The 25,973-nt window shown below is 59.5% G+C and carries 23 protein-coding genes; 12 read left to right on the top strand and 11 right to left on the bottom strand.

What is annotated here, in order from left to right:
- Positions 1-210 precede the first annotated feature (210 nt).
- The 3 genes from htpX to BKA12_RS00310 form a co-directional block, all read right to left on the bottom strand.
- Positions 211-1,083 carry a zinc metalloprotease HtpX gene (htpX, locus tag BKA12_RS00320; RefSeq protein WP_183639785.1) on the bottom strand — a complete coding sequence of 291 codons (873 nt, stop codon included), beginning with the start codon at positions 1,081-1,083 and terminating at the stop codon, positions 211-213.
- Between the two features lie 97 nt (positions 1,084-1,180).
- On the bottom strand, positions 1,181-2,482 hold the full coding sequence (locus BKA12_RS00315; protein WP_183639784.1) for an MFS transporter: 1,302 nt from the start codon (positions 2,480-2,482) through the stop codon (positions 1,181-1,183).
- Between the two features lie 7 nt (positions 2,483-2,489).
- A complete protein-coding gene (locus BKA12_RS00310) occupies positions 2,490-3,881 on the bottom strand; it encodes an FAD-dependent oxidoreductase (RefSeq protein WP_271395443.1) in 1,392 nt (463 codons plus the stop codon).
- 165 nt (positions 3,882-4,046) lie between these two features.
- Between BKA12_RS00310 and rarD the strand changes: the two genes are divergently transcribed.
- Complete coding sequence (gene rarD / locus BKA12_RS00305; protein WP_183639780.1) at positions 4,047-4,973, top strand: EamA family transporter RarD; 927 nt, start codon at positions 4,047-4,049, stop codon at positions 4,971-4,973.
- Here rarD and gabT read toward each other — a convergent pair.
- From gabT to BKA12_RS00290, 3 genes are all read right to left on the bottom strand, one after another.
- On the bottom strand, positions 4,936-6,285 hold the full coding sequence (gabT, locus tag BKA12_RS00300; protein WP_246361577.1) for a 4-aminobutyrate--2-oxoglutarate transaminase: 1,350 nt from the start codon (positions 6,283-6,285) through the stop codon (positions 4,936-4,938). The genes rarD and gabT overlap by 38 nt on opposite strands.
- Before the next feature lie 245 nt (positions 6,286-6,530).
- Complete coding sequence (locus BKA12_RS00295) at positions 6,531-6,674, bottom strand: methionine/alanine import family NSS transporter small subunit (protein ID WP_183639775.1); 144 nt, start codon at positions 6,672-6,674, stop codon at positions 6,531-6,533.
- Positions 6,671-8,260, bottom strand: coding sequence for a sodium-dependent transporter (locus BKA12_RS00290; protein ID WP_183639774.1), 1,590 nt, complete (start codon positions 8,258-8,260; stop codon positions 6,671-6,673). Before BKA12_RS00290 ends, BKA12_RS00295 begins: the two co-directional genes overlap by 4 nt.
- A 96-nt stretch (positions 8,261-8,356) precedes the next feature.
- On the opposite strand from BKA12_RS00290, the gene BKA12_RS00285 reads away from it, so the two are divergent.
- Genes BKA12_RS00285 through BKA12_RS00265 form a run of 5 tightly spaced genes read left to right on the top strand, consistent with a single transcriptional unit; the run spans position 8,357 to position 12,325 of the window.
- A complete protein-coding gene (locus BKA12_RS00285; protein WP_183639772.1) occupies positions 8,357-9,871 on the top strand; it encodes a helix-turn-helix domain-containing protein in 1,515 nt (504 codons plus the stop codon).
- The gene (locus BKA12_RS00280) at positions 9,868-10,596 is read left to right on the top strand and encodes a TRIC cation channel family protein (protein WP_183639770.1); all 729 of its coding nucleotides are present in this window, start codon (positions 9,868-9,870) and stop codon (positions 10,594-10,596) included. The genes BKA12_RS00285 and BKA12_RS00280 overlap by 4 nt, the downstream gene beginning before the upstream one ends.
- Positions 10,597-10,634: 38 nt before the next feature.
- A complete protein-coding gene (locus tag BKA12_RS00275) occupies positions 10,635-11,099 on the top strand; it encodes an SMI1/KNR4 family protein (RefSeq protein ID WP_183639768.1) in 465 nt (154 codons plus the stop codon).
- A gap of 15 nt (positions 11,100-11,114) precedes the next feature.
- Positions 11,115-11,627: an HIT family protein gene (locus tag BKA12_RS00270; protein ID WP_183639766.1), complete on the top strand. Its 513-nt coding sequence runs from the start codon at positions 11,115-11,117 to the stop codon at positions 11,625-11,627.
- A 2-nt stretch (positions 11,628-11,629) separates the two neighbouring features.
- Positions 11,630-12,325 (top strand): DNA-3-methyladenine glycosylase, encoded by a 696-nt coding sequence (locus BKA12_RS00265; protein WP_246361576.1) that lies wholly within the window; start codon positions 11,630-11,632, stop codon positions 12,323-12,325.
- 30 nt (positions 12,326-12,355) lie between these two features.
- Here BKA12_RS00265 and BKA12_RS00260 read toward each other — a convergent pair whose 3' ends face one another.
- The 3 genes from BKA12_RS00260 to BKA12_RS00250 are packed head-to-tail and all read right to left on the bottom strand — an operon-like array spanning position 12,356 to position 15,528.
- Entirely contained in the window at positions 12,356-13,465 is a 1,110-nt protein-coding gene (locus tag BKA12_RS00260; RefSeq protein WP_183644284.1) for a polyprenyl synthetase family protein, read from the bottom strand.
- On the bottom strand, positions 13,459-14,823 hold the full coding sequence (locus tag BKA12_RS00255; protein WP_183639764.1) for a geranylgeranyl reductase family protein: 1,365 nt from the start codon (positions 14,821-14,823) through the stop codon (positions 13,459-13,461). Before BKA12_RS00255 ends, BKA12_RS00260 begins: the two co-directional genes overlap by 7 nt.
- Before the next feature lie 12 nt (positions 14,824-14,835).
- Positions 14,836-15,528: a demethylmenaquinone methyltransferase gene (locus BKA12_RS00250; protein WP_183639762.1), complete on the bottom strand. Its 693-nt coding sequence runs from the start codon at positions 15,526-15,528 to the stop codon at positions 14,836-14,838.
- A gap of 191 nt (positions 15,529-15,719) precedes the next feature.
- Here BKA12_RS00250 and BKA12_RS00245 point away from each other — a divergent pair, with 191 nt between their 5' ends.
- From BKA12_RS00245 to BKA12_RS00230, 4 genes are all read left to right on the top strand, one after another.
- Positions 15,720-16,991: an isochorismate synthase gene (locus tag BKA12_RS00245; RefSeq protein ID WP_246361575.1), complete on the top strand. Its 1,272-nt coding sequence runs from the start codon at positions 15,720-15,722 to the stop codon at positions 16,989-16,991.
- Between the two features lie 142 nt (positions 16,992-17,133).
- A complete protein-coding gene (locus tag BKA12_RS00240; protein WP_183639759.1) occupies positions 17,134-17,964 on the top strand; it encodes an ABC transporter substrate-binding protein in 831 nt (276 codons plus the stop codon).
- A 146-nt stretch (positions 17,965-18,110) separates the two neighbouring features.
- Positions 18,111-18,905, top strand: a complete 795-nt coding sequence (locus tag BKA12_RS00235) for an amino acid ABC transporter permease (RefSeq protein WP_183639757.1) — start codon at positions 18,111-18,113, stop codon at positions 18,903-18,905.
- 9 nt (positions 18,906-18,914) lie between these two features.
- Positions 18,915-19,700 (top strand): amino acid ABC transporter ATP-binding protein, encoded by a 786-nt coding sequence (locus tag BKA12_RS00230; RefSeq protein WP_183639755.1) that lies wholly within the window; start codon positions 18,915-18,917, stop codon positions 19,698-19,700.
- 141 nt (positions 19,701-19,841) lie between these two features.
- Here the strand turns inward: BKA12_RS00230 and BKA12_RS00225 are convergent, their stop codons facing one another.
- Together BKA12_RS00225 and menD are read right to left on the bottom strand one after the other, a co-directional pair.
- The gene (locus tag BKA12_RS00225) at positions 19,842-20,774 is read right to left on the bottom strand and encodes a dioxygenase family protein (RefSeq protein WP_183639753.1); all 933 of its coding nucleotides are present in this window, start codon (positions 20,772-20,774) and stop codon (positions 19,842-19,844) included.
- A gap of 63 nt (positions 20,775-20,837) precedes the next feature.
- A complete protein-coding gene (menD, locus tag BKA12_RS00220; RefSeq protein WP_183639751.1) occupies positions 20,838-22,712 on the bottom strand; it encodes a 2-succinyl-5-enolpyruvyl-6-hydroxy-3-cyclohexene-1-carboxylic-acid synthase in 1,875 nt (624 codons plus the stop codon).
- Between menD and BKA12_RS00215 the strand changes: the two genes are divergently transcribed.
- On the top strand, positions 22,711-23,001 hold the full coding sequence (locus tag BKA12_RS00215) for a hypothetical protein (RefSeq protein ID WP_183639749.1): 291 nt from the start codon (positions 22,711-22,713) through the stop codon (positions 22,999-23,001). The two genes, menD and BKA12_RS00215, sit on opposite strands and share 2 nt — an antisense overlap.
- A gap of 11 nt (positions 23,002-23,012) precedes the next feature.
- Positions 23,013-25,847 carry an aminotransferase class I/II-fold pyridoxal phosphate-dependent enzyme gene (locus BKA12_RS00210; protein ID WP_183639747.1) on the top strand — a complete coding sequence of 945 codons (2,835 nt, stop codon included), beginning with the start codon at positions 23,013-23,015 and terminating at the stop codon, positions 25,845-25,847.
- Positions 25,848-25,973: the final 126 nt, after the last annotated feature.

Raw genomic sequence — 25,973 nt, 5'->3', positions numbered from 1 at the left:
TGAAGTGCTTTCCATTTCGCCATGGCGGGCAACAAGGTCCGTCGTGGTTAATCAATTACGCAAGCAAAGTCTTGCTTATCAAAGGTTAGGCTGACCTACCTCTTGACACAAGTCCGCCCGGCATGTCACTTGCGTCACATACCGGGCGGTAACTTTGGAGTCACTTCGCGCTACTAAGAAATCCCAACTCAGCAGCGGTTTTTGCAAATACTAGCCGTCGAGCCGGCGGCCAGCCATTGCTTCGAGTCGCGCAATTCGAGCGTCCATTGGAGGGTGTGTTGCAAAGAGTTTCTGCACACCACCGTTACGGAAAGGGTTAGCGATCATCATGTGGGAAGCATTGACGATCCGCTGATCTTCTTGGAGTGGCCGCGCCGCGACGCCCATCTCAAGCTTTCGAAGCGCTGAGGCCAAAGCCAGTGGATCATTCGTCAAACGCGAGCCGTCTTCATCGGCGTCGTATTCGCGCGTGCGGCTAATCGACATCTGAATCACGGAAGCAGCGATCGGAGCCAGCAAGGCAATGGCGATCATCGCAATGGGATTCTGGTTCCGGCGATCTCCAGCACCAAAGAACATCAGGAACTGGGCGATCGAGGTGATCACGCCAGCGATGGCCGCGGCCACGGAAGACGTCAGGATGTCACGGTTGTAGACGTGCATGAGTTCATGGCCCAAAACGCCCCGCAACTCGCGCTCGTTCAGGATCTCCAAGATGCCCTCGGTGCAGCAGACTGCCGCGTGCTGAGGATCGCGACCGGTTGCGAAGGCGTTGGGTGCCGTGGTCGGAGAAACGTAAAGAGCTGGCATCGGCTGTCCGGCGGTCTGAGATAGTTCCCGAACAATGCGGTACATCTCCGGCTGTTGCTGTTCCGTAACTGGGTACGCACGCATGGCGCGGATGGCCAGCTTGTCCGAGTTCCAGTAGCCATACGCTGTGGTGGCAAGGCCAATCAAAGCAAAGATCCAGATGTAGGCAGCGCTTTGGGTGGACGACGCAATGAGGGCGCCGATCGAGAGCAGAATTGCGAAAAGACCGCCTAACAAACCGGCAGTCTTGAGTCCGTTGTTATGCGAATGCATGATGTTCCTTCCACCTGATGGCTAGCCACTCAAACCACAAAACTGGTTTACGAGATCCAGTGTAGTTTCAACGTCTTGCGCGCACTTCTTGTTCCGCTCAGGGCTTTGGGTTTCGTGAGTCGTAGCGCATGAATCCTGGTTGCCACAGCATCAAGGCAGCGGCCGCGGTGGCGCTCACAATTCCACCGATCACCAGGGTCCAACCTTCGCCGGCAACGCTCGCAACGCCGCCCGCGAGCATGTCTCCGAGTCTCGGTCCACCGGCAACCACCACCACGAACACGCCTTGCAAACGGCCGCGCATGTGATCCGGTGCCGCAGATTGGAGAATCGTGTTGCGAAAGACGGCGCTGATGGAGTCGGCGATTCCCGCGGTCAGCATGAAGAACGCGGCCACCCACACAAAGCCCGTCATGGGTGCGTTGAGCGGCAACGGTCCCCCGTGCTCGCGCATGGCCCACAACACCACAACGCCGAAACCGACCATGGACACTGCCCAGCCGGAGACGGAGAAGTACACGGCTTTGCCTTGATGATGAATGATGCTCAGCGGGCCGGAGAACAATCCAGTGAGGAGCGTTCCGAGGGCAACTGCGCCCAGCAAAATGCCGACCGTGGTTCCGCCTCCGCCAAGGAGCACAGCACCGATCGCGGGCAAGAGCGCGCGCGGGGACGCGAGGACCATGGAGGCCAAGTCGATCAAGAACGTCATGCGGACGTTGGGATGCGTCCCCAAAAACTTGAAGCCATCAATGACGGAACTTAGACCCGCTTGTCGAGCCGTGCCGTCCTCGTTCCGCTCTGGCGGCAGCGAGGGCAATCGGTACACCGAATAGAGCGCAGCCAAGAACGTCACGACATCCAGCGTGTAGGTCCATGCATAGCCCACGCCTGCCACAAGAAGACCGCCGACCAGCGGCCCCACCATCATGGCCACGCCAAAGGTCACCATGTTCAGCGAGTTTGCGGCCGGCAACAGCTTGTGTCCCACGAGCGCGGGAATGATGGCACCGCGTGTGGGCTGATTGATGCCCGATGCGGCAGAGTGCAGCGCAATCAGAATCAGAATGATCCATACATTGCGCAGCCCCATCCACGCTTGCAGAGCAATGCCGCACGTGACGATCCACAGCGCAAGAGACGAAAAGAGCGCTACCTTGCGGCGGTCATAGGCATCGGCAATCGAGCCTCCATAGAGACCCGTGATGACCAACGGCACGAGGCCGAAGAGTCCCACGAGGCCCACGTAAAAGCTGGACTTCGTGAGCTCGTAAATCTCCAAGCTCACCGCAATCATGGTGACCTGCATTCCGACTGCTGACAGGGAATTTCCTATCCACAGTCGGCGGTACGCCGGAGAAACCTTGAGAGGTGTGAGGTCAGCGAGGAGCCGTGCCACGGCGGATTTACTTGGCGCGCGAGATGGAAACCATCTCTTCGCGAGGAACTACCTTGACGCGCTCGCGAGCAACCGGGCCGCTCGCCGTGGCCTTCGCACCGAGCTCACGCTCGTAGGCATCGAGCTTGTTCCAGCCCTCCCACGTGGTGAATTCGATGTTGCGTTCCTCGAGAAGTTCAATGACAGATTCCTCGGAAGGTGCTTCCGGCGTTGGCAACGAGGCCGAATCTTCCAGCAAGTTCCCAATGGTCTCGAGAGCATCGCCCTTGGTGTGGCCAATGAGGCCAACCGGGCCGCGCTTGATCCAACCCGTGGTGTAGAGGCCTGGCAAGTGCTGCTGATCAGCATCAACCACGCGGCCGCCCACGTTGGTGATGACGCCGCGGCGCTCGTCGAACGGCACGCCGTCAAGCTCGGAACCGAAATAGCCAATGGCGCGGTACACGGCCTGAATCGGGTACTCGATGATTTCGCCGGTGCCGCGCACGTTGCCGGTGCCGTCCAGCTCTTGGCGCTCGAACTTCATGCCAACAACCTTGCCGTCTTCACCGAGGATCTCGATGGGGTTGTGCAAGAAGTGCAAGTGCAAACGGCGGGATGCGCCCGTGTCCTGATCTTCCACAATCCAGTTGGTCAACGTGTTGACCATGGTCTTGACCTGGTTGTTGGTCTTGATGGCTTCGTCAGAGGCTTCATCGAACTCGAAGTCCTCCGGGTACAACACAATGTCCACATCGCGAGAGTGGGACAGTTCGCGCAACTCGAGAGGCGTGAACTTGATCTGCGCGGGTCCGCGGCGGCCAAAGACGTGAACGTCGGTGACCGGGCTGTTCTTCAAGCCCTGGTACACGTTGTCTGGGATTTCGGTGACCAACAGGTCATCGGCATGCTTGGACAGCACGCGAGCAACGTCGAGCGCCACGTTACCGTTACCAATCACGGCAATCTGCTGAGCGTCCAGCGGCCACTCGCGCGGCACATCTGGCTGGCCGTCGTACCAAGACACAAAATCGGCTGCACCGTAGGAACCTTCGAGCTCAATGCCCGGAATGTTCATTGGAGCATCCTTGATGGCGCCGGTCGCGAAGATCACGGCGTGGTAATGCTTCTTGAGGTCCTCAAGGGTGATGTCGCGGCCAAAGGTGACATTGCCCAAGAAGCGGATGTCCCCGCGGTCCAGCACCTTGTGCAAGGCGGTCACAATGCCCTTGATGCGTGGGTGATCGGGGGCCACGCCATAACGGATCAGTCCGTAAGGGGCCGGGTAAGCGTCAAACAAATCAATGCTGACATCGAATTCCCGATCAGCTTTCGTCAGGATGTCCGCTGCATAAACACCCGCCGGGCCTGCTCCAATAATGGCAACGCGAAGAGGCGAGGTTTCAGTCGTCGAGGACACAGAATTCCTTTCGAGCACAATGGCGCCATTTTGAGGCTGCCCACGTCAGGTTTCGCCCAGCTCGATACGCCGGGCACCAACTTACTATTCTAACGGCCCACGCAAATCAAAGATTTGCCGCTCAACCCAAGTTGCGTCGTCGTACTTAAGCGACAGTATTGACTAGTGACGAAAGCCAATCCCACTCCCGCACCACAGTCTGAAGCCGGCGGCGCCCTCGCGGGCCTCGGCGCCTATTTCTTGTGGGGTTTACTCCCGCTGTATTTCGCGTTGCTGGCGCCTGCTACGCCGCTAGAAATTGTGGCGAGCCGGATTGTGTGGTCGCTGATTTTCTGCCTCATCTTGGTGTTCGCACTCAAAGAATGGGGCACGTTCAAGCGGGTTCTCAGCACGAAGCGAAGCATTCTTCTACTGGCGCTGGCCGCGTGCCTGATCGCTACCAACTGGCTGGTTTACACGTTCTCAGTGCTCAATGGTCAGACAGTTTCCGCGGCGCTGGGCTACTTCATCAACCCGCTGGTATCCACTTTCTTGGGCGTTGTCTTCCTCAAGGAGCGCTTACGGCCGCTGCAGTGGATCGCCGTGGGATTCGGAATTCTCGCCGTGGTGGTCCTGACCGTGGGCTACGGCTCCCTGCCGATCATTTCGCTCGTGCTGGCATTTTCATTTGGGCTCTACGGCCTCGTCAAGAACCGCTTGGGGCATTCCATTACGACGACGACCGGGCTCACCGTGGAGACCATGGCTTTGGTTCCATTTTCGGTGGCGTACTTGATTTTCCTAGCCGCGAGCGGTCAGTCAACTTTCAACACTGAGGGTCCGGGCCACTTCTTGTTGCTCATGGCCTCTGGCATCATCACGGCCGTCCCATTGCTGTTCTTCGGGTACGCCGCGCAGCGCTTGCCGCTCAGCGTGATTGGGTCCATGCAGTACATCGCTCCGGCGCTTCAATTCGTGACAGCCATTTGGCTGTTCCACGAAGAGATGCCGCCGGAGCGATGGTGGGGTTTTGCATTGGTCTGGATCGCTATTGTGATCCTGACCGTTGATTCAGTTAGGAATTCTTCCGGATTACGTCGGTCAAAACGCTAAGAGCGTCGTCAACCAGTGCATCCGTCATCACAAGTGGCGGAAGCAAACGGATGACGTTTCCGAACGTGCCACAAGTGAGGATGAGAACGCCTTCAGCCAAGCAGTCAGCTGCGATCTTCTTGGTGAGATCAGCGTCTGGTTCCTTGCCGCCAGCCTTGACGAATTCGATAGCCAACATGGCGCCGCGTCCGCGAACGTCACCGATGGTCTGAACTTCCTTCTGGAGTGGGAGAAGTGCATCGAAGAACTTCTTCTCGATGACACGAGCGCGCTCGCTGAGGCCCTCTTCTTCCATCACCTCAAGGGTTGCCAACGCAGCAGCAACGGCAACTGGGTTACCGCCGTAGGTGCCGCCGAGGCCACCTGGGTGCACAGCGTCCAAAAGATCCGCGCGGCCCACGATGCCCGAAAGCGGAAGACCGCCGGCGATGCCCTTAGCCATGGTCATGATGTCTGGAACAACGCCTTCGTGCTCGGAAGCGAACCAAGCGCCCGTGCGGCAGAAGCCGGACTGAACTTCGTCAGCAACAAAGACAATGCCCTTTTCCTTCGCCCATTCGGCGATTCGAGGCAAGAAGCCCTCAGCAGGAACGATGAAGCCGCCTTCGCCCTGGATTGGCTCGATCACGATGGCTGCGATCTCGTCGCCACCGATCTGCTTCTCCATGCTCAGGATGGCGCGCTCTGCAGCTTCCTTGCCCGAGATGTTCGGGTTTTCCTCACGGAATGGGTAGGACATTGGCATGCGGTAGATTTCCGGTGCCGTTGGGCCCATGCCCTTCTTGTAAGGAGCAGCCTTGGCGGTCAAACCCATGGTGAGGTTGGTGCGGCCGTGGTAGGCGTGATCGAAAGCGACGACGGCGCTGCGGCCGGTAGCCAAACGGGCAACCTTGACGGCGTTCTCAACGGCTTCGGATCCGGAGTTGAAGAACGCAACGCGCTTCTCGTGATCGCCTGGGGAAAGCTTGATGATCTTCTCTGCAAGCTCTACGTAGCCTTCGTAAGGCGTGATCATGAAGCAGGTGTGGTTGAAGCGCTGCGTCTGTGCAGCAACGGCTGCGGCAACCTTCGGGTGCGATGCGCCCACGGTGGTCACGGCGATGCCGGCGCCCATGTCGATGATCTGGTTGCCGTCAACATCAAGAATGATGCCGCCGTCAGCGTCTTCAACGTAGACCGGAAGAGTGGAAGAGACGCCCGCGGAAATTACCTGAGAGCGACGTGCAGCAAGTTCTTGGGACTTTGGTCCGGGGAAAGCGCCAGTCAGCTTGCGCTGCTGTTCAATGCGGAATTCGGCCGTAGCGTTTGCCATGAGCATTCCTTTTCTTGTTGATAACAACCACGCGGACGGTCACTAGCAAAACGGAAAGTGACGTGGAAGCGGTTCCGCGTGAACGATTAGCTCCGATCCTAAGACTCTGAACTGCTCGGCATAATGTTCATGAAGACAAAACGCCCCACGTTTCATGGTGCATCGGCACTATGAAACGTGGGGCGTTTTATGTCCCTAGCCTGAGCCTGCCAGAATCGGCTGGCTCGTGACGGCGGGCGAACTTTTTAGAGTTCTGGGGCGTGCGTGGTTGGGAGCACGTCCACTTCTTCATCCTCCGGATGGCGGCTGAGATTCAGCATCGACAGTGCCAGTCCTCCCCAGACGGTGAGAATTGCCACGATCAACATAATGATGGCGGTGCTAGTCATCGCTGGCCTCCTTTCGTGTAGGCGCTCGCGTCAGCGTCCTCAGAGTCGCGAATCGCGTCAAACTCAGGGTCGTTATTGAGCTTCGAATTTGCGGACCATGGAATGAAGGACAGCAGGACGGCGAAAACGATCAGTGCCGCTGACATGCCCCATCCAAACACTCCGTTGAACCATGCCGGGTATCCCGAGTAAGACTCGGAGGACTTGGCAATCACTTCGGTGATGAGCATGTAGGCGAGAACGATTGGCGATACGACGCCAGCGAGCACGTACCAGAAGCCACCGAGCTTGAAGCTCGAGATGCGGTTGACGTGATCACGCAACGCAGGAAGCTTGCGGTAGATCCACAGCACCACGATGACTGCGACGAGTGCGCCAGCCACAATGCCAAACTGGTTCACGAATGCGTCTACGGTGTCCAACACGTAGAGGCCCGTGGTGGTTGGGAACAGCACAATGGAGATGATGGCCATTGGAATTGTAACCACCATTGTGGCGAAGGTACGACCTGCACCGAGCTTGTCCTGAACGGCCGCCACGATCACTTCCAAGATGGAGATGAGCGAGGTGATACCGGCGAAGACCAGCGAGCCGAAGAACAAAACGCCGATGAGCTGACCGGCTGGAGCCTCGGAGACGATCGCCGGGAAGGCGATGAAGGCGAGGCCAATACCGCCCGTTGCCTGATCTGCGACGGCGGTGCCGGATGCGTGAGCCATGAAGCCGATCGCCGCGAAGACACCGATACCGGCCAAGATTTCAAATGCTGAGTTCGCGAAACCAACCACGAGGCCGGAGCCGGTGAGGTCCGTCTTGCGCTTGAGGTAGGACGAGTAGGTCACCATGATGCCGAAGCCAACAGACAGCGAGAAGAAGATGTGTCCGTAAGCCGCAGCCCACACAGCAGGGTTGCCAAGGGCCTCCCAGCTTGGGGTGAAGAACGCGTTGAGGCCGTCAACTGCGCCTGGCAAGAAGAGCGACTGAACCACAAGGATGACGAACATGACAACCAGCAACGGCAAGAAGATGGCGTTTGCACGCGCAATACCCTTACCGACGCCTGCAACCATGATGCCGATCGTTACGAGCCACACGATGATCAACGGGATCACGATGCCGGGCACAAAGTCCATAGAAACGGTGACGTCATCGGAACGCTTGAGGAAGTCTCCCATAAAGAACTTCTCAGGATCGTCTCCCCACGCCTTCGTGAAGGAGAAGATCGTGTACATCGAGGACCACGCAATGATGACTGCGTAATACACAGCGATCACGAAGCAGACCAGCACTTGCCACCAACCCAGCGTCTCTGCTGGTCGGGCCAGGCGACGGAAAGCCAATGGAGCCGAGCCACGGAATTTGTGGCCGATGGCGTAGTCGAAGAAGAGCAATGGGATTCCGGCAGTGAGCAGCGCGCACAGGTAAGGAATAAGGAAGGCGCCGCCACCATTTTCATAAGCGACATAGGGGAAGCGCCAGATGTTTCCAAGACCCACGGCAGAGCCAATGGCTGAGAAGATAAAGAGTCGTCGAGAGTTAAATGTCTCGCGACGAACAGGTGTTGAACCGCTCGAAGCTGTAGTCATGCCCACAACACTAGAATCCCACTAGGCGAACTCCAAGCTTTTGAGGATGATTTTAAAAGATTCTTCCGCTAGCAGTTCTCAAAATAGGATGAAGACATGGCCTTGACCCTCGCACAGTTGCTGGCTGTCCCGGACCTCGGCCTCACTTTGGTGCCGACGTTGGACGGGGCTGATCCCGCCACCATTCGCCTTGCTTGGGCTGCCGTCACGGAGCAGTTGGATCCCGCCGAGTTCCTCACAGGTGGTGAAGTACTCCTCACCACGGGAACCCGTCTTCGCACCACAGCTTTGCAGCGCAATTTCGTTTTGAGTGCCCACCGCGGCGCGGCCGCAGCGCTGGGTTTCGGCGTGGGACTTGGCCACAACGACGTTCCCGCCGCGCTACGCAGCGCTGCTGCGGAGGTAAGACTGCCGCTGTTTGAAGTGCCGTATGAAACGGCTTTCGCAGCCATTTCCCGCCTCATGGCCGAGGACCTGGCAGCAGATCACGTCGCCGGCATTCAGCAGCTCTTGACGGGCCACCAAAAACTTTCCGCCGCGCTCTTGCGTGGTGGCGGCATCAACGCTCTCCTCGATGTCCTCGAAAAATACGTTGGCGGCGCTGCCCGAGTGGAGCAGTACGGAATTGAACTCGGCGCGTCGAGCTTGGCCTCCACGGCCATTGACCGCGAGCTTTCTGAAACGCAGGATTCTGATGACAGTTCAGTGGGGACCGGCAACCCTGCTCAATCGGCGCAGTCCGGTTGGTCGGACTGGCCGATCGCTTCCGGCCTTAGAGACCGGGCATCTCTCTTCATCCGCGAGCCGCTAACGTCACGCGATCTGGTGCCCTACGCTCAAAGCCTCTTGGGCCTTGAACTCTCCAACCAAGCCCGGTTGCGCCGCACTTCGCGCATCGCGGCCGGTCAGGTCCTCGATGACATCATCCACGGCGGACTTCACGGCCACGACGCCTCCCTACGCATGCAATCCATTGGTCTGGACGCCATGCAAGAGCACTCCGTAGTGCTGGTCCAATCAGACCAGGGACTTGCGCCACTCGCCGAAATGCCGTTGCCCACCCTGTCGGATCGCATCACCACGGCCATCTTGGATGATCGCCTCGCCGTGATAGTTCCAGCAGACGGTTCACCGTCCCGCAGCGAGCCGCGAGCAGTCGCGCAACAGGTCGCGAGACTCTTCAAAAACACGGCATCAGAGTTCACGATCGGATTTGGCCGCACCTACCCGGACGCCAGTGGATTGCGCTTGAGCTATTACGAAGCCCGCGAGTCGCTGCGCTCGATGCTCCCCATCAACGAGCCCAGCCGCTTGTCCCTGACGTCGCTGCTGCTCACAGCCAAAGACGTTCCGCTCATGGACCTTGCGCGCGAAATCCTGGAACCTCTCGAATTTGCGGACAGCCAGCAAAACGGCGAGCTCATCGAAACTCTCCGCCGTTTCCTCCACAGTTCCGGTGAAATTGGGCAGGTCGCCCGCGAGCTCGGCATTCACCGCAATACAGTGCGCTACCGCTTGCAACGAGTCGCCGATCTGACCGGCTACTCCCCCGCCAATATGCAGGACCGCGTGCAGCTGTGGCTGGCCCTCGAAGCAAGGGAGCTCTCGTGAACACGCTTTTGCTCGTGGGCGACTTGTGCGGCATCTTCTTCTTCGCCGTGTCCGGCTCGCTGCTCGCGGCGCGGAAGGGCTTCGACATCATCGGCTCCCTCGCCCTCGCCTACATGACGGGTCTCGGCGGCGGCATCATTCGCGATCTGATCATTGATCAGGGCGTCCCGAACTCCTTCGTGAACACCGCCTACCTCTTGCCGCCGTTCCTTGCGACCATCGCTGTGTATTTGCTCTCGACGCACATCCAGAAGCTGCGCTATTTCATCTCGCTCTTCGACGCCGGCGGACTCGCCCTGTTTTGCATCACGGGTACACTCACGGCTCTCGCAGCCGGGATTCAGCCGATCGTCGCTGTCCTCTTGGGTGTCGCGACGTCTTGCGGCGGCGGTCTCCTCCGCGACATCACCGCAAATGAAACACCGAGCCTCTTCAACCCTCGAGATCTCTACGCGGTTCCGGCCTTTTTGGGATCGGGCACCACGGTCCTTCTGATGATGACGGGCTGGTTCAACCTTTTGACGGCAACCATCACCGCGATCGTCGTCTTTGTCCTGCGCATGTTGGCACTTCGCTTCGGCTGGAGCGCGCCGTTGGCGGTTCGCGGTTGGTCCCGCCCGCGCATTCGTTTGCCGCGTACCCGCGCTGACATGCCGCACACTGGCGCTTTCGATGCAACCCCCCGCAACAAAGCACCACGTTTCCGCCCTGATCAGGACAACTAGCGCGCAAACGCCGGCTCATATCCCGATAAGATCGATTCATGGCCGACATGTTTCTGGATAAGTTCCGTTCCCTCGTACCTGAGTACCTCGATGACAAGTGGCAGCCCGAGGATGGGTTGAGCGAGGACGAGCTCGAAGAAATGGTCCAGGACTCGCTGGGCCGTCCCGCCGCGATCCTGCCTCAAGCAGTGCGCGAGTTCTACTTGAGCGTTGGCGGCGTGGAAGACCTCATGGAGGCTTACTACTTCGTGTGGGAGCCAGACGAGTTCGAGATCGAAGACGGCTACCTCCTCTTCATGGAAGACGAAGAAGAAAAGTTTGTCTGGGGCATCCGCGAAGATCAGTTGAGCGTCCCGGATCCCCTGGTGCACCGCCGCAATAACGCTACGGGTCGCTGGATGAGCGAAGACGGCACCTTCAGCGAATACATGCTGGACATGTACTCGTGGGTCTTCGAAGAGCTCGAGCCAGAACTCGAGGACCAGCCTGAGTCTCAGGGCTAAGCACGAGGTTTCCTCATGAGCGCACTCTGGCAATCCCACGCACCCGAAGGATACGTGTGCCCGTTTTGCGAGTTGCTCGCGGGCAAGATCGAATCCCCGGATAACCTCTGCGCGCTCACGGACTTCATTTACGCCGATGACAAAGTCGCGGCCATCATGGCCTGCGACGGTTTTGGCAATCACGGCGGCCACGTCATGATCATCCCCACCAAGCATCTTGAGTCGCTCTACGACCTCGACGATGACACCGCGGCAGCCGCCATGGTGCTGTCTCGCCGCATGACGCTCGCGATGAAAATCGCGTGGAATCCGGATGGCACCAGCGTCCGCCAGCACAATGAACCCGCGGGAAATCAGCACGTGTGGCACTACCACATGCACGTTTTTCCACGGTATTTCGGCGATGACCTCTACAAGCAGCTGCGGCACCGCGTGCCGGTTGAGGTGCGCGCCCAGAAGGCGGAAGAGTTGCGTGCCGCATTGGCTCAGCTTGATGAGTACGACGACGCAGCTCGCCTCACGCCGTGACCTTGCGTGACAATTCGGGCGGCTCAGATTCAACGAGCGGCTCAGCCAGCTCCCCTACCTTGAGCGAGCTGGACTTCCTCAACAACCGGGCTTCGTTGGTAGCGCCGCAGTTGTTGGGCTGGCGATTGAGCCACGAGACGGCCGAAGGCACGGTGACCGTGGAAATCACGGAAACCGAAGCATATGAAGGCGAAACAGACCCAGCCTCCCACGCCTTCCGTGGTCTGACCGCCCGCACTCAAGCGATGTTCGGTCCCACGGGAGTGCTCTACATTTACCGTTCGTACGGCAATCATTGGGCGTGCAACATCGTGAGCCATGCGCCGGGTGCTTCAGGCGGTGTGCTTCTTCGGGCCGGGAAAGTGGTGGAAGGACTCGAGTTAGCTCATCAGCGTCGCGAGACCGTTCCCCGCAAACAGCTAGTGCCCCGCAAAGTCGCGCTCAAAGACGAACAATTGGCGCGCGGCCCAGGAAACCTCACCCAAGCTCTAGCGCTGACGGACAGCCACTACGGCTATGAGCTCAAGCAAATGCCCGCAATCGTGAGGTTGGAACGTCCGCAAGCTGCGCCGTCGTACTCAAGAATTGCGAGCGGGCCGCGGGTAGGCGTGTCCCAAGCCGCGGATTGGCCGTGGCGGTTTTGGCTCGACGGCGAGCCGAGCGTGTCAGCGTACCGCCGCAATCCACGCGCTGACTAACAAACTAGCTAGTCAGCGCCGATGCAGTTACTACTGCTCGCGAGAGACCACGGCGTCGGCGAAGTCCAAGAGCGAACGCTTGACCGGGCCATCGGCCAGCGGTGCAAGTGCGGCGCGAGCCTCGTCGGCCCACTGGCGCGCAACGGCCCAGGCTTCGTTCGTAGCCGGGTGATTCGCAACAGCGTCGACGGCGGCAGCAAGCTGCTCGTCCGAGGTCAAGTCGCCATCAACAAGCTCCAGAACCGCGCTTGCGGAAGCATCGCCATCGGCGGACATGCGGCGCAAGATCAGCACTGGCAAGGTAGGAACGCGCTCGCGCAGATCCGTGCCCGGCGTCTTGCCGGACTTCACCTTGGCGCCGGTGACATCGATGACGTCGTCGGCGAGCTGGAAGGCAACGCCCACCTTTTCGCCGTACTCGTTGAGCACGCTGGTGTCGGCATCGTTGGAGCCGCCGAAGCGAGCGCCAAACTCGCCGGCAGCGGCCAGCAGGGAAGCGGTCTTGTCTGAAATGACGCTCAAGTAGTGCTCAAGAGCGTTGTCCTCAGGGCGCGGTCCCACGGATTCGTGAAGCTGTCCCAAGCAGAGGCGCTCGAACGTACGAGCCTGCAATTCCACGGCTGCTGGGCCGAGGGAAGCTGCCAGGATCGAGGCGCGCGCGAAGATCAGGTCGCCGGTCAGGATGGCAACAGAGTTGCCCCACACTTCGTGAGCGGTAGGAGCACCGCGGCGCAGCGGCGCCGAATCCATCACGTCATCGTGATAAAGCGTTGCCAAGTGGGTGAGCTCCACCATCGCGGCAGCCTTAACCACGTCATCGCTGATGACCTCGTTGCCGCTCAACAGCGAGCTCAACAACACCAACAACGGACGCACGCGCTTGCCGCCAGCCTCCACCAAGTGACGGCTGGTCTGATCGACGAACGGATCAGAGTTTGCAATGGCATCTCGCAGCATCTTTTCCACGCGCGCCATGCCCGTGAACACGGCCGGACCCAGCGTGGGGTCATCGGCAATCTCCGCAAATCCCGGCGGCAAATTGACGAGCGCTGCGAGCGCACGGGTTTCCGCATCCAATTCCATGGATTCAGGAACGCCGTGTCCCGCAGTGGTCCAAGTGTTGTGGGATTGAGTCACGATTTATCAGACCTACTGTTGGTGGATAGAGCGCGCACGAGGTCCAACGGGCGACGTGCGTTCAGGGTGTTATTGCTCAGGGATCGGGCAGAGTTTTGGTTGTTCGTGGCAGGGGTCAACCGCTCCAGAACATGGATAACTCTATCTTCAATTGTTCGAGGGGCTTCATCGGAGAGATTCGCGAGCAGCCGCACCACCATATTCATGAGCACCTGGCTGGACATTCCCAGCTTCAAGGACAAGCGCATGATCTGTGGATTGCCAATGACTTGAGCGAAGAGTCGGCCTTGCGTGAAGTGGGATCCCCACTCGTCGCGAATGGTGTCCGCGTAACGTGCCAAGGCAGCCTCTTTCGAGTCAGCCGTGGTGGCTTTGAAAGCATCGAGGACGGCCTGTGCAGCCATCCGGCCGGACTCCATCGCGTAAGAGATGCCTTCACCGTTGAACGGCGAGACCATTCCACCGGCGTCGCCGAGCAGCATGAATCCTGGAGAGTAGTGCGGGGTGCGGTTGAAAGCCATGGGCAGCGCGGCACCAAGAATGCGGCCCTGCTGGTTTTCCTCCGTGAATCCCCACTCTTCAGGCATGCCCGCGGTCCATTCTTTGAGGACCTGACGGTAATCGATCTTGCCGAATTCCTTCGAGGAGTTCAGGATGCCGAGGCCCACGTTGGACGTGCCATCGCCAACGCCGAATACCCAGCCGTAGCCAGGTAGCGGATCGCCGTTCTTGCCCGGAAGTTCCAGCCAGCCTTCCATCCAGTCATCCAGATGGCGCGGCGAGCGGTAGTACGTGCGGTAAGCGACGCCCATGGGACGGTCATCGCGCTTCTCGAAGCCGCGGCTAATAGCGGAGCGGCTGGAGTTGCCATCGGCTGCCAGTACGACGTCGCCGCTCACCTCGAGCGTCTCTCCCGACTTACGTCCGGCTTCATCAAGAATATTGACGCGGACACCGGTGACACGTCCGCTTTCGTCCGTGATGGTGTCCGTGACGGCGTGGCCCTCAAGAATCGTGGCGCCTGCGGATTGTGCGTGACGGGCCAGCGCTTCGTCGAAGCCCAAGCGGGTGCGGATGAGTCCGTAGTCCGGGAAGTCGGTGAGTTCAGGCCACGGAAGCTCCATGGAGTTTCCGCCAGCAACGAGCCGCAGTCCCTTGACGCGACGCCATCCGGCCGATTCCTCATGAGGCAGACCGATGCGCTGGACTTCGCGAACCGCGCGAGGGGTCAACGCGTCGCCGCAGACCTTCTCACGAGGAAAGCGGGTCTTTTCAAGGACCGTCACGTCCACGCCGGCGCGCGCCAAATAGTAGGCAGCGGTGGAGCCAGCGGGACCTGCACCCACAATAACTACAGACACAAAGACCCTTTGCTACTTCTTGATGCCACGGTGCACGGCAACAATTCCACCGGCAAGGTTGCGGTACTGTACGTTCTGCCAGCCGGCGCGATCAAGCCATGCGGCGAGGCCGTCCTGGTTAGGCCAAGCACGGATGGATTCAGCCAAGTACTGGTATGCGGTGGGGTTCGAAGACACCTTGGTGGCCATCGCTGGAAGCGCGAGCATCAAGTACTCCGTGTATACGGTGCGCCACGGGGCGAAGGTGGGGTGAGAGAACTCGGCGATCACCAAGCGGCCGCCCGGCTTCGTCACGCGGTACATCTCCTGAAGAGCAACGCGAGGGTCCTGGATGTTACGCAGGCCGAAGCTGATGGTAACGGCGTCAAAGCTTTCGTCAGCAAAAGGCAGGTTCATGGCGTCGCCAGCAACGAACTCGATGTCCGGGCGGCGCTTCTTGCCGACCTCGAGCATGCCGGTGGAGAAGTCACAGGCCACAACGTCGACACCAGCGTCGGCGTATGGCTCAGAAGAAGTGCCGGTGCCTGCGGCGAGGTCGAGCACGCGCTCGCCACGCTTGGCGCCTACGGCTTCAACGACGATCTTGCGCCAACGGCGGGTTTGGCCCATCGACAAGATGTCATTAGTGATGTCGTAGCGAGCTGCCACGTCGTCAAACATGCTCTGGACTTCGTCGGGGCGTTTTTCGAGAGTTGCGCGATTCACCCGTCTATTCTCCCAGTCCTTTGCAAACCGAGCGAATCCGCTTCCCTGAGCACAACGTGTCGTGATACGCACGACGCCACGCGAAATCGCCGTCTCACTTCAGTTGCGAGTAATCTTGAGTCACCATGTCCACAGGCTTTCAGGGCTCTTCAGCGCCCGCTCCCCTCGCGCCGGCGCTTAGGCTCCACAGTTTGAGCTTCGATTTCGCGCCAGCTGCGCACGTTCCTCTCGACGACTTTCTGACCACCGATTCTGCATTGGTCTGGTTGCGGCATTCCGAAGGAATGGTCGGCTTTGGAGAGGCCTTCTCAGTCTCCGCGACCGGAGAGCACCGCTTCGAAGTGTTGCGGACTCGTTGGCGCGAGTTGCTCGACGCCGCCGCTCCTGAGGCTGAACTCTTCGCGTTTGTTGCCGTTGCTTTTAGTAGCGCGAGCGAACACGAGTCCCGGCTTGTGGTTCCGGAGATGGTCATCCGCAAGGTGGGCGGCGAAGCTCAGCTGTTCTGGATTCGTAGCGAAGATGTGCCTGCTGAATCTGAAACTGATCTCTACCACCTCGCACGCTCTCGCCTCGCCGAGCTGCAAGAGGATTCTGCGCCCGGACATCTCGGTTTTCCCGATGTCGATCCGCTTCCCGCTGAAGACCGCCTCACGGTGGGCCAGGTCAACGATGAGCAGTACAAGGCGGCCATCACGAGCGGCATTGAACTTATTGAGAGCGGAGAGCTGACCAAGCTGGTCCTCGCCCGCGACGCCGTGGCAGAGCTGGCTCAGCCCGTTCAGATCGCCCGTGTGCTGAAAGAATTGTCACTTCGCTACCGCGATTGCTGGACGTACTCGATGCGGGGCCTCATCGGCGCCACTCCCGAAATGCTCATCCAGGTCATCAACGGTACGGCCCGCGCTCGTGTTCTGGCCGGCACGCTGGACCGCAAGTTGGCGCCCGGAAGCGATCCTGACTACGCTAAGCGCGCGCTCACGGATAACGAGAAGCAGCGCCACGAACATCAGCTCGCGATCGATTCGCTGACCACGCAGTTGCGCCCCTACGTCACCCATATGGACGCTCATGCCGAGCCGTTTGTGTTGGAACTTCCTAACGTCTGGCACTTGGCATCTGACGTCACCGCCATCATGCCGGCCGAGAATCCACCCAGTGCACTGGATCTCGCGGAGATTTTGCACCCCACAGCAGCGGTATGTGGAACGCCTACTGTCAGGGCAGCACAAGAGATTCTGCGGCTCGAAGGCATGGACCGTGGCCGGTACGCCGGTCCTGTGGGGTGGATTGATTCTCACGGAAACGGTGAATTCGGCATCGCACTTCGCGGCGGAATCGTTGAATCTGAGCACCGAATCCGTCTCTTCGCCGGGTGCGGCATCGTAGGAGCTTCGGACCCAGAATCTGAGCTTGCAGAGTCATGGGCAAAGATGCGTCCCATGAAGCAGGCCCTTAGTCTCTGACGAAATTTCCTAACGCTAGCTGCGTCGTCGTTCTAAAAGTGTGAAAACTACGCTCATAATATGACGTAACACTCAGTTAGACTATCCACTTAGTTCCCTGAGAACCGGACTGTTCCCTCACCCTACGAAAAAGGAACCATTCATGACTCGCACGTCCCAGTCACTCAAAGTGCTCGCCGTCGCCGCGACTGCAGCACTCGCCCTCACGGCTTGTGGTGGCGCATCTTCGAGCACCCCGTCTAGCTCTTCCGCAGCATCCGGCGCTTCTTCCAGCGTCTCCCTGATCAACGCTGGCAAGCTCACCGTTTGCTCCGACGTACCTTACGCACCGTTCGAGTACCTCGAGGGTGACAAGACCGTTGGATACGACATGGACGTAGCTGCAGAGATCGCTAAGGATCTCGGCGCAGAAGTAAGCGTTATTGACGACTCCTTCGAGTCCATCCAGTCTGGTCTCGCCCTTGCAAAGTGCGACGTCTCGATCTCTTCGCTCTCCATCACGGATGCTCGCAAGCAGGTCATGGATTTCTCCAACCCTTACCTCGATGACGACCTCGCATTGTTCGCCAAGGACGGCTCCGGCATCACGAGCCTTGAGACCGCCAAGGGCAAGAAGATCGGCGTTCAAGGTGCAACCACCGGAGAGTCCTACGCCAAGCAAAATGGCATTGAGTCCATGCAGTTCGAAGACGGCGGCCTCCAGGTTGAAGCGTTGAAGAACGGCCAGGTTGACGCGGTCATCGGCAATATCTCCGTCCTCAACTATGGCTTTAAGGATTCCACCGACATCAAGAACGTCGCGAACTTCCCAACCGGCGAAAAGCTCGGCATCGCCGTCAAGAAGGGCAACACTGCACTCCTCGACGCTGTGAACAAGACGCTCAAGCGCATCGAAGACAGCGGAGACTTGGACAAGTTCAAGGAGAAGTACGGACTCGGCACTCCGGCAGCTTCTGCTTCCTCTTCTAAGTAATTAGCGTCCGAGTCTCGGACCGAATAAATGCACGCAAATGCGTCCGTCGACGGTATCTGCTTCAGATCTACTCGTCGGACGCATTTGCATGTAACGTTTCCTTACCCTTCTTTCGCATTGCATCCCATTAGGAAGGCCTCTTAGCCATGGCCATGACCGCCCGGCAACGTGCACGGACAAGTCAACTTGTTCAGCTGGCACTGTTTGTTGTCATCCTTGCCGTCCTCATCTTTTCCATCGACTGGCCAGTCATTTTCAAATCCTTCTTCAACTTCGAGAAGATCGGGCCGATGTTCCCGAACCTCATCATCGTTGGCCTGAAGAACACCATCATTTACACCGTTCTCGGTTTTGCTTTCGGCCTCTCCGGCGGTCTCCTGCTGGCGCTCATGAAGATGGCATCCTTCGCTCCATACCGTTGGTTCGCGACCGGATACATTGAGTTCTTCCGCGGTATCCCAGCCCTTCTGGTCTTCATCACCTTGGGACTTGGCGTCCCTGCAGCCTTCCCAGGCACGAACTGGCCGGTTCCGCTCGTGGTCATGCTTTCTCTTGGCCTCGTGGCGTCCGCCTACATCGCTGAGACGTTGCGCGCAGGCCTTCAGGCTGTCCCGAAGGGTCAGTACGAAGCCGCCCGTTCCCTCGGCATGCCGGGCTGGCGCGCCATGGTGTCCATCATCATTCCGCAGGCTTTCCGCATCGTTTTGCCACCGCTGACTAACGAAGTCATCCTGCTGACCAAGGATTCATCGTTGGTCTACGTGTTGGGTCTCTTGGCTTCCCAGTACGAACTCACCAAGTTTGGCCGCGACGGCATCTCGAGCCTCGGTGCAGGTATCACGCCGCTTGTGGTTGCAGGTGCCATGTACTTGGTCATTACAATCCCATTGAGCTTGCTGGCGCGCCGCTTTGAGGCCCGCACTGCAAAGACCCGCCGGTAGGAGAACCTCATGTCTACCCCTAATGTTCCAGAATTCAAGGCCGCCGGCGTTTCCATCAAGGACCTTCGCAAGAGCTACGGCAGCAACGAAGTGCTCAAGGGCATCAACCTTGAAGTTCAGCCTGGCGAGGTTGTCTGCTTGATCGGTCCTTCCGGTTCCGGCAAGTCCACCGTGCTTCGCTGCGTCAACCGCCTCGAAACTGCCAATGGCGGCACGATCGAGGTGGGTGGCTTCGAGACCACCGGTGCAGACGTCGACATCGACAAGATGCGCCAAAAAGTGGGCATGGTGTTCCAGCAGTTCAACCTCTTCCCACACCTCACGGTGTTGGAAAACTGCACCATCGCTCCGGTCAAGGTCCTCAAGAAGAACGCTGAAGAGACCAAGCAGAAGGCTCTTCGCAACCTCGAGGCCGTTGGCTTGGGAACCTTTGGACACCGCTACCCGGATCAATTGTCCGGTGGACAGCAGCAGCGCGTGGCTATTGCTCGTGCGCTCACCATGGACCCTGAGCTGATGCTCTTCGACGAGCCTACGTCCGCTCTTGACCCTGAAACCGTGGGCGATGTGTTGGCAATTATGCGCCGCCTCGCTCAGGCCGGCATGACCATGCTGGTGGTGACCCACGAAATGGCGTTCGCTCGCGAAGCCGCCGACCGCGTGGTCTTCATGGATCAGGGCGTTGTGGTGGAGCAGGGTCCGGCCGAGCAGGTCATCGGCAACCCACAGCAGCCGCGTACGCAGGACTTCCTGAAGCGCGTGCTCGATCCAACTCACGTGCGCATCGAGGAGTAATAACCCACTCCCCCGATTCGTGAACCACGAATCGTGAAACAAAGGGATCCGCCGCCTCAGCATTTTTTGAGGCGGCGGATCCCTATTCGTGGGCTACTTTGGGGCGGCTACTTTGAGACCGCTACTTAGAGTCGACTTCCGCTAGAGCGTCACGTTGAGCGAGGCCTGGTAGCCGCTCGTCGGATCGCCGGAAGTCGCGGCTAATTGGTATACGCCACCGTCGTCGCCGAAGACGTTGTCAGACTTCAAGGTGGTGCTCGGGAAGTTCTGGGCGCTGGATTCGTAGCCGCTGGTCTCATAGACCGCCCGGCAGGAGGCGTCAGTCATCGCTACCTGCGAGACCTTGAGAATCTGCCCCGTGGAGCCCACGTTGTTGAGCGAATCGAACACTTCGAAGTGAATGTGCGGCCAGCGGCCCTTGTAGGCGCCGGGGAAGATCGTGGTGAACGTGACTTGGCCGTTCTCGTCCGCCTCTTGGACACCGCGCAGGAAGTTGTCATCCTGGAAGCCGGCGTCATACATCGAGTATTTGCCGTCTTTGTTGCAGTGCCACGCGTAAACCGCCGCTCCCTTGTACGGCGTGCAACCGTTCGCGTTGTCCAGAATGGTGAGCGTCAGCGTGAGCGGAACGCCCTCCTGGACTCCCGCATCTCCTCCGCCGAAGCTGCCGCGGATGTCTTCACGTACAATTCCCGACTCCTCGAGCACGTTCGGCCCGTTAGAGCCATCGGCCGGGTACGGCCCCTCGGTTTCGTCAGGCGTCTCGACGCCGCATTCCGCGATGGCGCGGGTGGTGCCGCTGGCACTTGCGGACGTGCTTGCGGAACTACTTGAGGACGACGACGACGACGCCGCAGCTTGCGCCGCGTCGCTGGCCGACGCTGTGCTGGAGGATGAGGTAGCGGCGCTGTTCGCGGTCGTCGAGGGCGCACACGCGGCAAGAGCGGCTGTTGCTACACCTGCGAGCCCAAAGCCCATGGCCTTGCGGCGCGAAAGCATGGTCTTGAGGTCGAATTCGAGTCCGCGGTCGTGGTCGGGGTGTGGCTGGCCGGAGTCTGGAGCTGTGTTCGTCATGGTTCTACTCTGACCAACTCATGTGTGCTGGCTGTAAGCAGGGCCTGTGTTTTTGCTTTGAGGCTAGCTCTGGGCAGGTGGCGTGGTCATTCCCGAGAACTCGGCTTCCACCACTTCACGCATCGCCGACGTCTGCTCGCGTCGATCCGCTCGACTCACACTGACCTCAATCACACGGATGCCCTCTGGAGCCCGCTGGAGCAGTGAGGCAAGCTCCGCGACGGAAGCAGCGGCGTCGTACTTCGCACCAAAACCGCGCGAAATGTCCGCAATCTGAACGCTTTGCGGGGTGCCGAAGAAGCGCTCCACCGCGGCGGACCAGCGCTCTTGCTGCGCGACGCGGCCGTGTTCGAGGGTGGAGAAGATGCCGCCGCCGTTGTCGTTGAGGACCACGATGTCGAGGTTCAATTCAGGTTCATGCGTGCCGTGTGCGAGCGCCGAGACGTCATGCAGGAACGTCACGTCGCCGAGGACCAATGTGGTGCGAGAGGCGCTGTCCCCGGTACTATTCACGGCACTGCTGCTCGCCGCGATGCCCAGCGCCGTAGAGATGGTGCCGTCGATGCCCGCGAGGCCGCGGTTGGCGAAGGCGCGGTGGCGGAGTGTGGACGTTGTAGCGGCCATGTCCATGTCACGAATGATGTTGGAGGAGCCGATGACGAGATTGCCCTCGACGTCGTTCCATACGGTGCGGGCGACATCGTGCACGCTGATGCGCCCATCCTCGTGAGCCCAGAGTGGCTCGAGGACTGCGAGCGCGCGATCTGATGCCTTGCGCCACGTCTCCAGCCAGTCCGCGGGACCGTGGCCGGCGAAAAGTTTGAGGTCGTCGATGTCTTCCACGATGCGCTCGGCGCGCTTACCCGGTGCAAACCAGGCGACGGGCTCTGGAACGTACAACGCCGATGGGATGTGTTCGCTGGCCAGCAGCGAGGCGATTTCTCGGTTCAAGGTGGGGCGTCCGAAGACCACCACTCGCTCGATCTTTTCGAGGAGCACGGGGATGAGCAGGCGGTAGGCCGTGATGGCGTTGTCCCCGAAGCGAGCGTTGGAACTGGGTTCGGCCAAGAGAGGCAGTCCCGCGGCTTCGGCGAAGTGGGTGGCAATGGCGCCGGCGTCATGCCCTGCGATCACTACGGTTCGGCGTTCTTCCGTCTCATCTTTCTGGAGCGACGCTTCGCTAGGTGAGTCTGCACGATCGTCAGTTGCGCCGGTGAGACCTGCTTTGTTCTCAGGTTCAGCCTCGCCCAAGTCTGTAGCCGGAATGAGAGCTAATTGCTGGTCTTCATCGCTGTCACCAAGTGGCGTCAGGGGGTCACGGAAGCACACGTTGACATGAACTGGACCCGGCGCAGTGCTCTGGGAGGTCACGCCCTCGGGCGCGAAGACAGGGTTACTTTCGGAGGCGTTTGCCGTGTGTTCTTGAGTGAGCACTCCGAGGCTCGCTGTGAGCGCTTGGCGCAGCTCTGGCGTTGGATCCTCGCCGGCTGGCACGGAGGTGGCGAAGCGGACGTGTTCGCCGAAGATGTTCTCTTGCACGGTGGTCTGGTTGGCACCGGTTCCCAGAAGTTCTTCCGGGCGATCAGCTGTGAGCAGCAACAGCGGAACCGCAGCGTGGTTCGCTTCCATGGCGGCGGGGAGCAGGTTTCCGACGGCAGTGCCCGACGTGGTGATGACAGCTGCTGGGCGTCCCGTATTGAGTCCAATTCCTAACGCAAAGAATGCGGCCGAGCGTTCGTCGATGCGGACATGGCTCGTGAGAAGCTCCGGATGCTGAGCTTCGAACTCAGCGATGGCGTAGGCAAGCGGCGCGCTGCGCGATCCCGGCGCGATGACGACGTGCCGCACTCCACCGTCCACCATTTCGCGAATGATTCGCCGGGCCGCCGTCATTGACGACATCGTGGGGACAGAAGTCTGACGATGCTGAGGACTCATGTTTTCATCCTACGGAAGTCCCTTGCTGATTCATCTTTCTCAGCTTTCCGTCATTGATCTTGACAATGAATCATCATGGACGAAACTAGACAAAGGCGAACCCAAATTACTAAATCCGTTGCAACAGAGCTTGTTTTACCAAAACCTGTTCTGCAGGCAATACGGTTCGTTTCACTACTTTCCGGCAGCGCTGAGGATTGGAGATTCAATGGCGATTTCGTTGGCGATTCTCAGTGGGCTGCCCATTCAGTTCTCTCCCGATTCACTTCCCCACACTCGTTTCCTCTAAAGGATCACTCCATGCAAAACCAAGCTCGGTCAACTACCGAGGACCTGACCACAACTTCGGCATCCCCCACCGCTGCCGACAGAGTGAAACTCGAGACAGATCCTGGGATGCCGTCGACCACTTGGCGCATGCGATCCGATGCTTGGGAGTATTTGCTCTTTGCCGTCAAACGCCTAGTCCACAGCCCTAATCCGCAAGAGGCTTACGCGGCAGACACCGAGCTCCACCGCTCGCTACGGGCTCTTGAGACCATTGAGTTGTACTGGGCTGGCTGCGGCCAAGAGTATGTCCGATCCATTCGTCAACAGCTAGAAACTGGCGAACACAAAGCTGCTCTGGACCGCATTGCTCGCGTGGTCACCCGTCAGCGTGGCGACCAGCCGTCCACAGAATCACCAGATGACGTCAGCGACGAATCCGAGCGGCTCATGATTGCGGATGACAACGATCCGCGTCCTCGCTTTGAAGTTCTTGTGGTGGATGAGATGTCCGCTGAAGAGCGGGAGACGATGCGCAAGGACGTGCATCGCATGCGTTCGGCAGCTGATGCTTTCGTCTACGACTTCGTGATTGTGCCGTCTGCAGAAGACGCGATCGCGGCCGTGCTCACGAACCCCAACATTCTCGCGTGCGTGGTGCGCCCAGGCTTCAGCGACAAGACCCGCCAGCCACTGAGCAAGGACTTGCTGGAGACCATCGAGCTGGCGTCCTCCAGCATCCAGTCGTGGACAGCGCCTCGCAGCAAGCTGGCACACATCCAGCGCGTGGTGGGCCTTGCCGATACGTTGGCTCGATTGCGTCCCGAGTTGGATCTCTACCTCATGGCCGGCGCTCACATTGAAGACCTCGCTCGCTTCTTGACTCGCCGCTTCCGCCGCGTGTTCCGCCGCGAAGACCGCTTTGAGCTACATCTGTCCCTCTTGCGCCGTGTGTCCCACCTCTACGACACCCCGTTCTTCACGGCTATTCAGGACCACGCACGTCGTCCGGTCGGTGTTTTCCATGCGTTGCCAATTGCTCGCGGTGGCTCGGTTGTCACGTCCAAATGGATTCGGGATCTCGTGGACTTCTACGGGCTGAACCTGCTGCTTGCCGAAACATCGGCGACCTCGGGCGGCTTGGACTCGCTCCTCGCCCCTGTCCACACTTTGAAGAAGGCCCAAGACCTCGCCGCGCGCGCTTACGGCGCCAAGCACACCTTCTTCGTCACCAACGGCACCTCGACCGCCAACAAGATTGTGCACCAAGCACTGACCGGCCCCGGCGACATCGTGATGGTGGACCGCAACTGCCACAAGTCGCATCACCATTCCCTAGTTCTCACCGGCGCCAAGCCCGCTTACCTAGAGGCGTACCCGCTGGATGAGTTTGCGTTCTACGGAGCCGTCCCGCTCAGCAGCATCAAGGAACTGCTGTTGCAGTACCGCGCGGCCGGCCGCCTCGACGAGGTCCGCATGATTACGCTGACCAACTGCACGTTCGACGGCATTGTGTATGACCCAGAGCGCGTCATGGAAGAGTGCTTGGCCATCAAGCCAGACCTCGTCTTCTTGTGGGATGAGGCGTGGTTCGCCTTCGCGACGTTCCACCCGATCACGCGCCGTCGTACTGCAATGGCCGCCGCAAAATCTCTGGAAGCGCGGCTCTCCTCTTCGGAGCACGAAAGCGCGTATCACGAGCAGCAGAAGCGACTCTTCAATGAGGACGGCACGCCCGTCTCTGACGATGTGTGGCTCGAAGAGCGTCTCATCCCGGCGCCAGACGCCAAGATCCGCGTCTACGCGACGCAATCCACCCACAAGACGCTGACGGCCCTACGCCAGGGCTCGATGATTCACGTGTACGACGTCGAATGGAAGCGTGACGCTGAAGATCCGTTCCACGAGGCGTACATGACGCACACCTCGACCTCGCCGAACTACCAAATCTTGGCTTCGCTCGACATTGGGCGCCGTCAGGTGGAGCTGGAAGGCTTCGCTCTGGTTCAGCGTCAGTTGGACCTCGCAACGAGCCTGACGCACTCCATTGCACGCCACCCGTTGTTGCGCCGAACCTTCAAGGTGCTCACGGCAACCGAGCTGATTCCTCAAGAGTTCCGTGGCGCTGGCCGCCCGCTCCCCCACCGCGACGGTCTCGCGGCGATGTGGAACGCGTGGGAGCACGCTGAGTTTGTGGTGGATCCTAGCCGCATCACCATTGAAATCAGCCGGACCGGCATTGACGGAGATACCTTCAAGCACGACTACTTGATGGACCGCTACGGCATTCAGATCAACAAAACCAGCCGCAATACCGTCTTGTTCATGACCAACATCGGAACCACGCGAAGCGCTATCGCTTACTTGCTTGAAGTGCTGGTCAAGGTGGCCGAGCGCATCGAGGAAAACGTCGATCGCGACGCAATCGCCGTGGTGGATCCTAAGGATCTTCCACCGCTTCCGGACTTCAGCGAGTTCTCCACGGAGTTCACCGACGATCCTTCGCTGCCTGACGGCGACATGCGTTCGGCGTTCTTCCGCGGACAAAAGCGCACGGAAGTGGATTACGTGATGCCGAACGAATTGTCAGATCGTGTGGCAGCAGGCGGTCTGCCCGTCTCGGCCGGCTTCGTGACGCCGTACCCGCCAGGATTCCCAGTATTGGTTCCTGGCCAGGTCATTACGCGGGACGTGCTGGACTTCATGGCTGTGCTCGATACCCGCGAAATTCACGGATTCGATGCCGCACGCGGCTACCGGATTTTCAAGGAATCCCCGGCTGCGCTCGACAACGCTGCTGCTCCTGACAGCAAGAGCCGGAGTTTCGATCCCCAGGAAGATCACCCGCGCTTGCCGCGCAAGAAGTAAGAACTGACGCGCAAAAAGCGGTGTGAACGGAGACGACCTTCGTTCACATCGCTTTTTCGTGCCCTCAAACAATTTGGCGCCCTAAACAAAAACGTGTGGCGGCAGCCCTTTCGGACCATCGCCACA

This window comes from Neomicrococcus lactis (assembly GCF_014200305.1).
Classification (GTDB): domain Bacteria; phylum Actinomycetota; class Actinomycetes; order Actinomycetales; family Micrococcaceae; genus Neomicrococcus; species Neomicrococcus lactis.
This window is presented reverse-complemented; position numbering and strand designations above follow the sequence as displayed.

Excerpts from the sequence above, each read along its gene's own strand:
- menD (WP_183639751.1), bottom strand. The coding sequence starts at position 22,712 with ATGAGTCCTCAGCATCGTCAGACTTCTGTCCCCACGATGTCGTCAATG.
- BKA12_RS00240 (WP_183639759.1), top strand. The coding sequence starts at position 17,134 with ATGACTCGCACGTCCCAGTCACTCAAAGTGCTCGCCGTCGCCGCGACT.
- BKA12_RS00290 (WP_183639774.1), bottom strand. The coding sequence starts at position 8,260 with ATGACTACAGCTTCGAGCGGTTCAACACCTGTTCGTCGCGAGACATTT.
- BKA12_RS00225 (WP_183639753.1), bottom strand. The coding sequence starts at position 20,774 with ATGACGAACACAGCTCCAGACTCCGGCCAGCCACACCCCGACCACGAC.
- BKA12_RS00215 (WP_183639749.1), top strand. The coding sequence starts at position 22,711 with ATGTTTTCATCCTACGGAAGTCCCTTGCTGATTCATCTTTCTCAGCTT.
- BKA12_RS00285 (WP_183639772.1), top strand. The coding sequence starts at position 8,357 with ATGGCCTTGACCCTCGCACAGTTGCTGGCTGTCCCGGACCTCGGCCTC.
- BKA12_RS00230 (WP_183639755.1), top strand. The coding sequence starts at position 18,915 with ATGTCTACCCCTAATGTTCCAGAATTCAAGGCCGCCGGCGTTTCCATC.
- gabT (WP_246361577.1), bottom strand. The coding sequence starts at position 6,285 with ATGGCAAACGCTACGGCCGAATTCCGCATTGAACAGCAGCGCAAGCTG.
- BKA12_RS00235 (WP_183639757.1), top strand. The coding sequence starts at position 18,111 with ATGGCCATGACCGCCCGGCAACGTGCACGGACAAGTCAACTTGTTCAG.
- BKA12_RS00270 (WP_183639766.1), top strand. The coding sequence starts at position 11,115 with ATGAGCGCACTCTGGCAATCCCACGCACCCGAAGGATACGTGTGCCCG.
- htpX (WP_183639785.1), bottom strand. The coding sequence starts at position 1,083 with ATGCATTCGCATAACAACGGACTCAAGACTGCCGGTTTGTTAGGCGGT.
- BKA12_RS00275 (WP_183639768.1), top strand. The coding sequence starts at position 10,635 with ATGGCCGACATGTTTCTGGATAAGTTCCGTTCCCTCGTACCTGAGTAC.
- BKA12_RS00295 (WP_183639775.1), bottom strand. The coding sequence starts at position 6,674 with ATGACTAGCACCGCCATCATTATGTTGATCGTGGCAATTCTCACCGTC.
- BKA12_RS00210 (WP_183639747.1), top strand. The coding sequence starts at position 23,013 with ATGCAAAACCAAGCTCGGTCAACTACCGAGGACCTGACCACAACTTCG.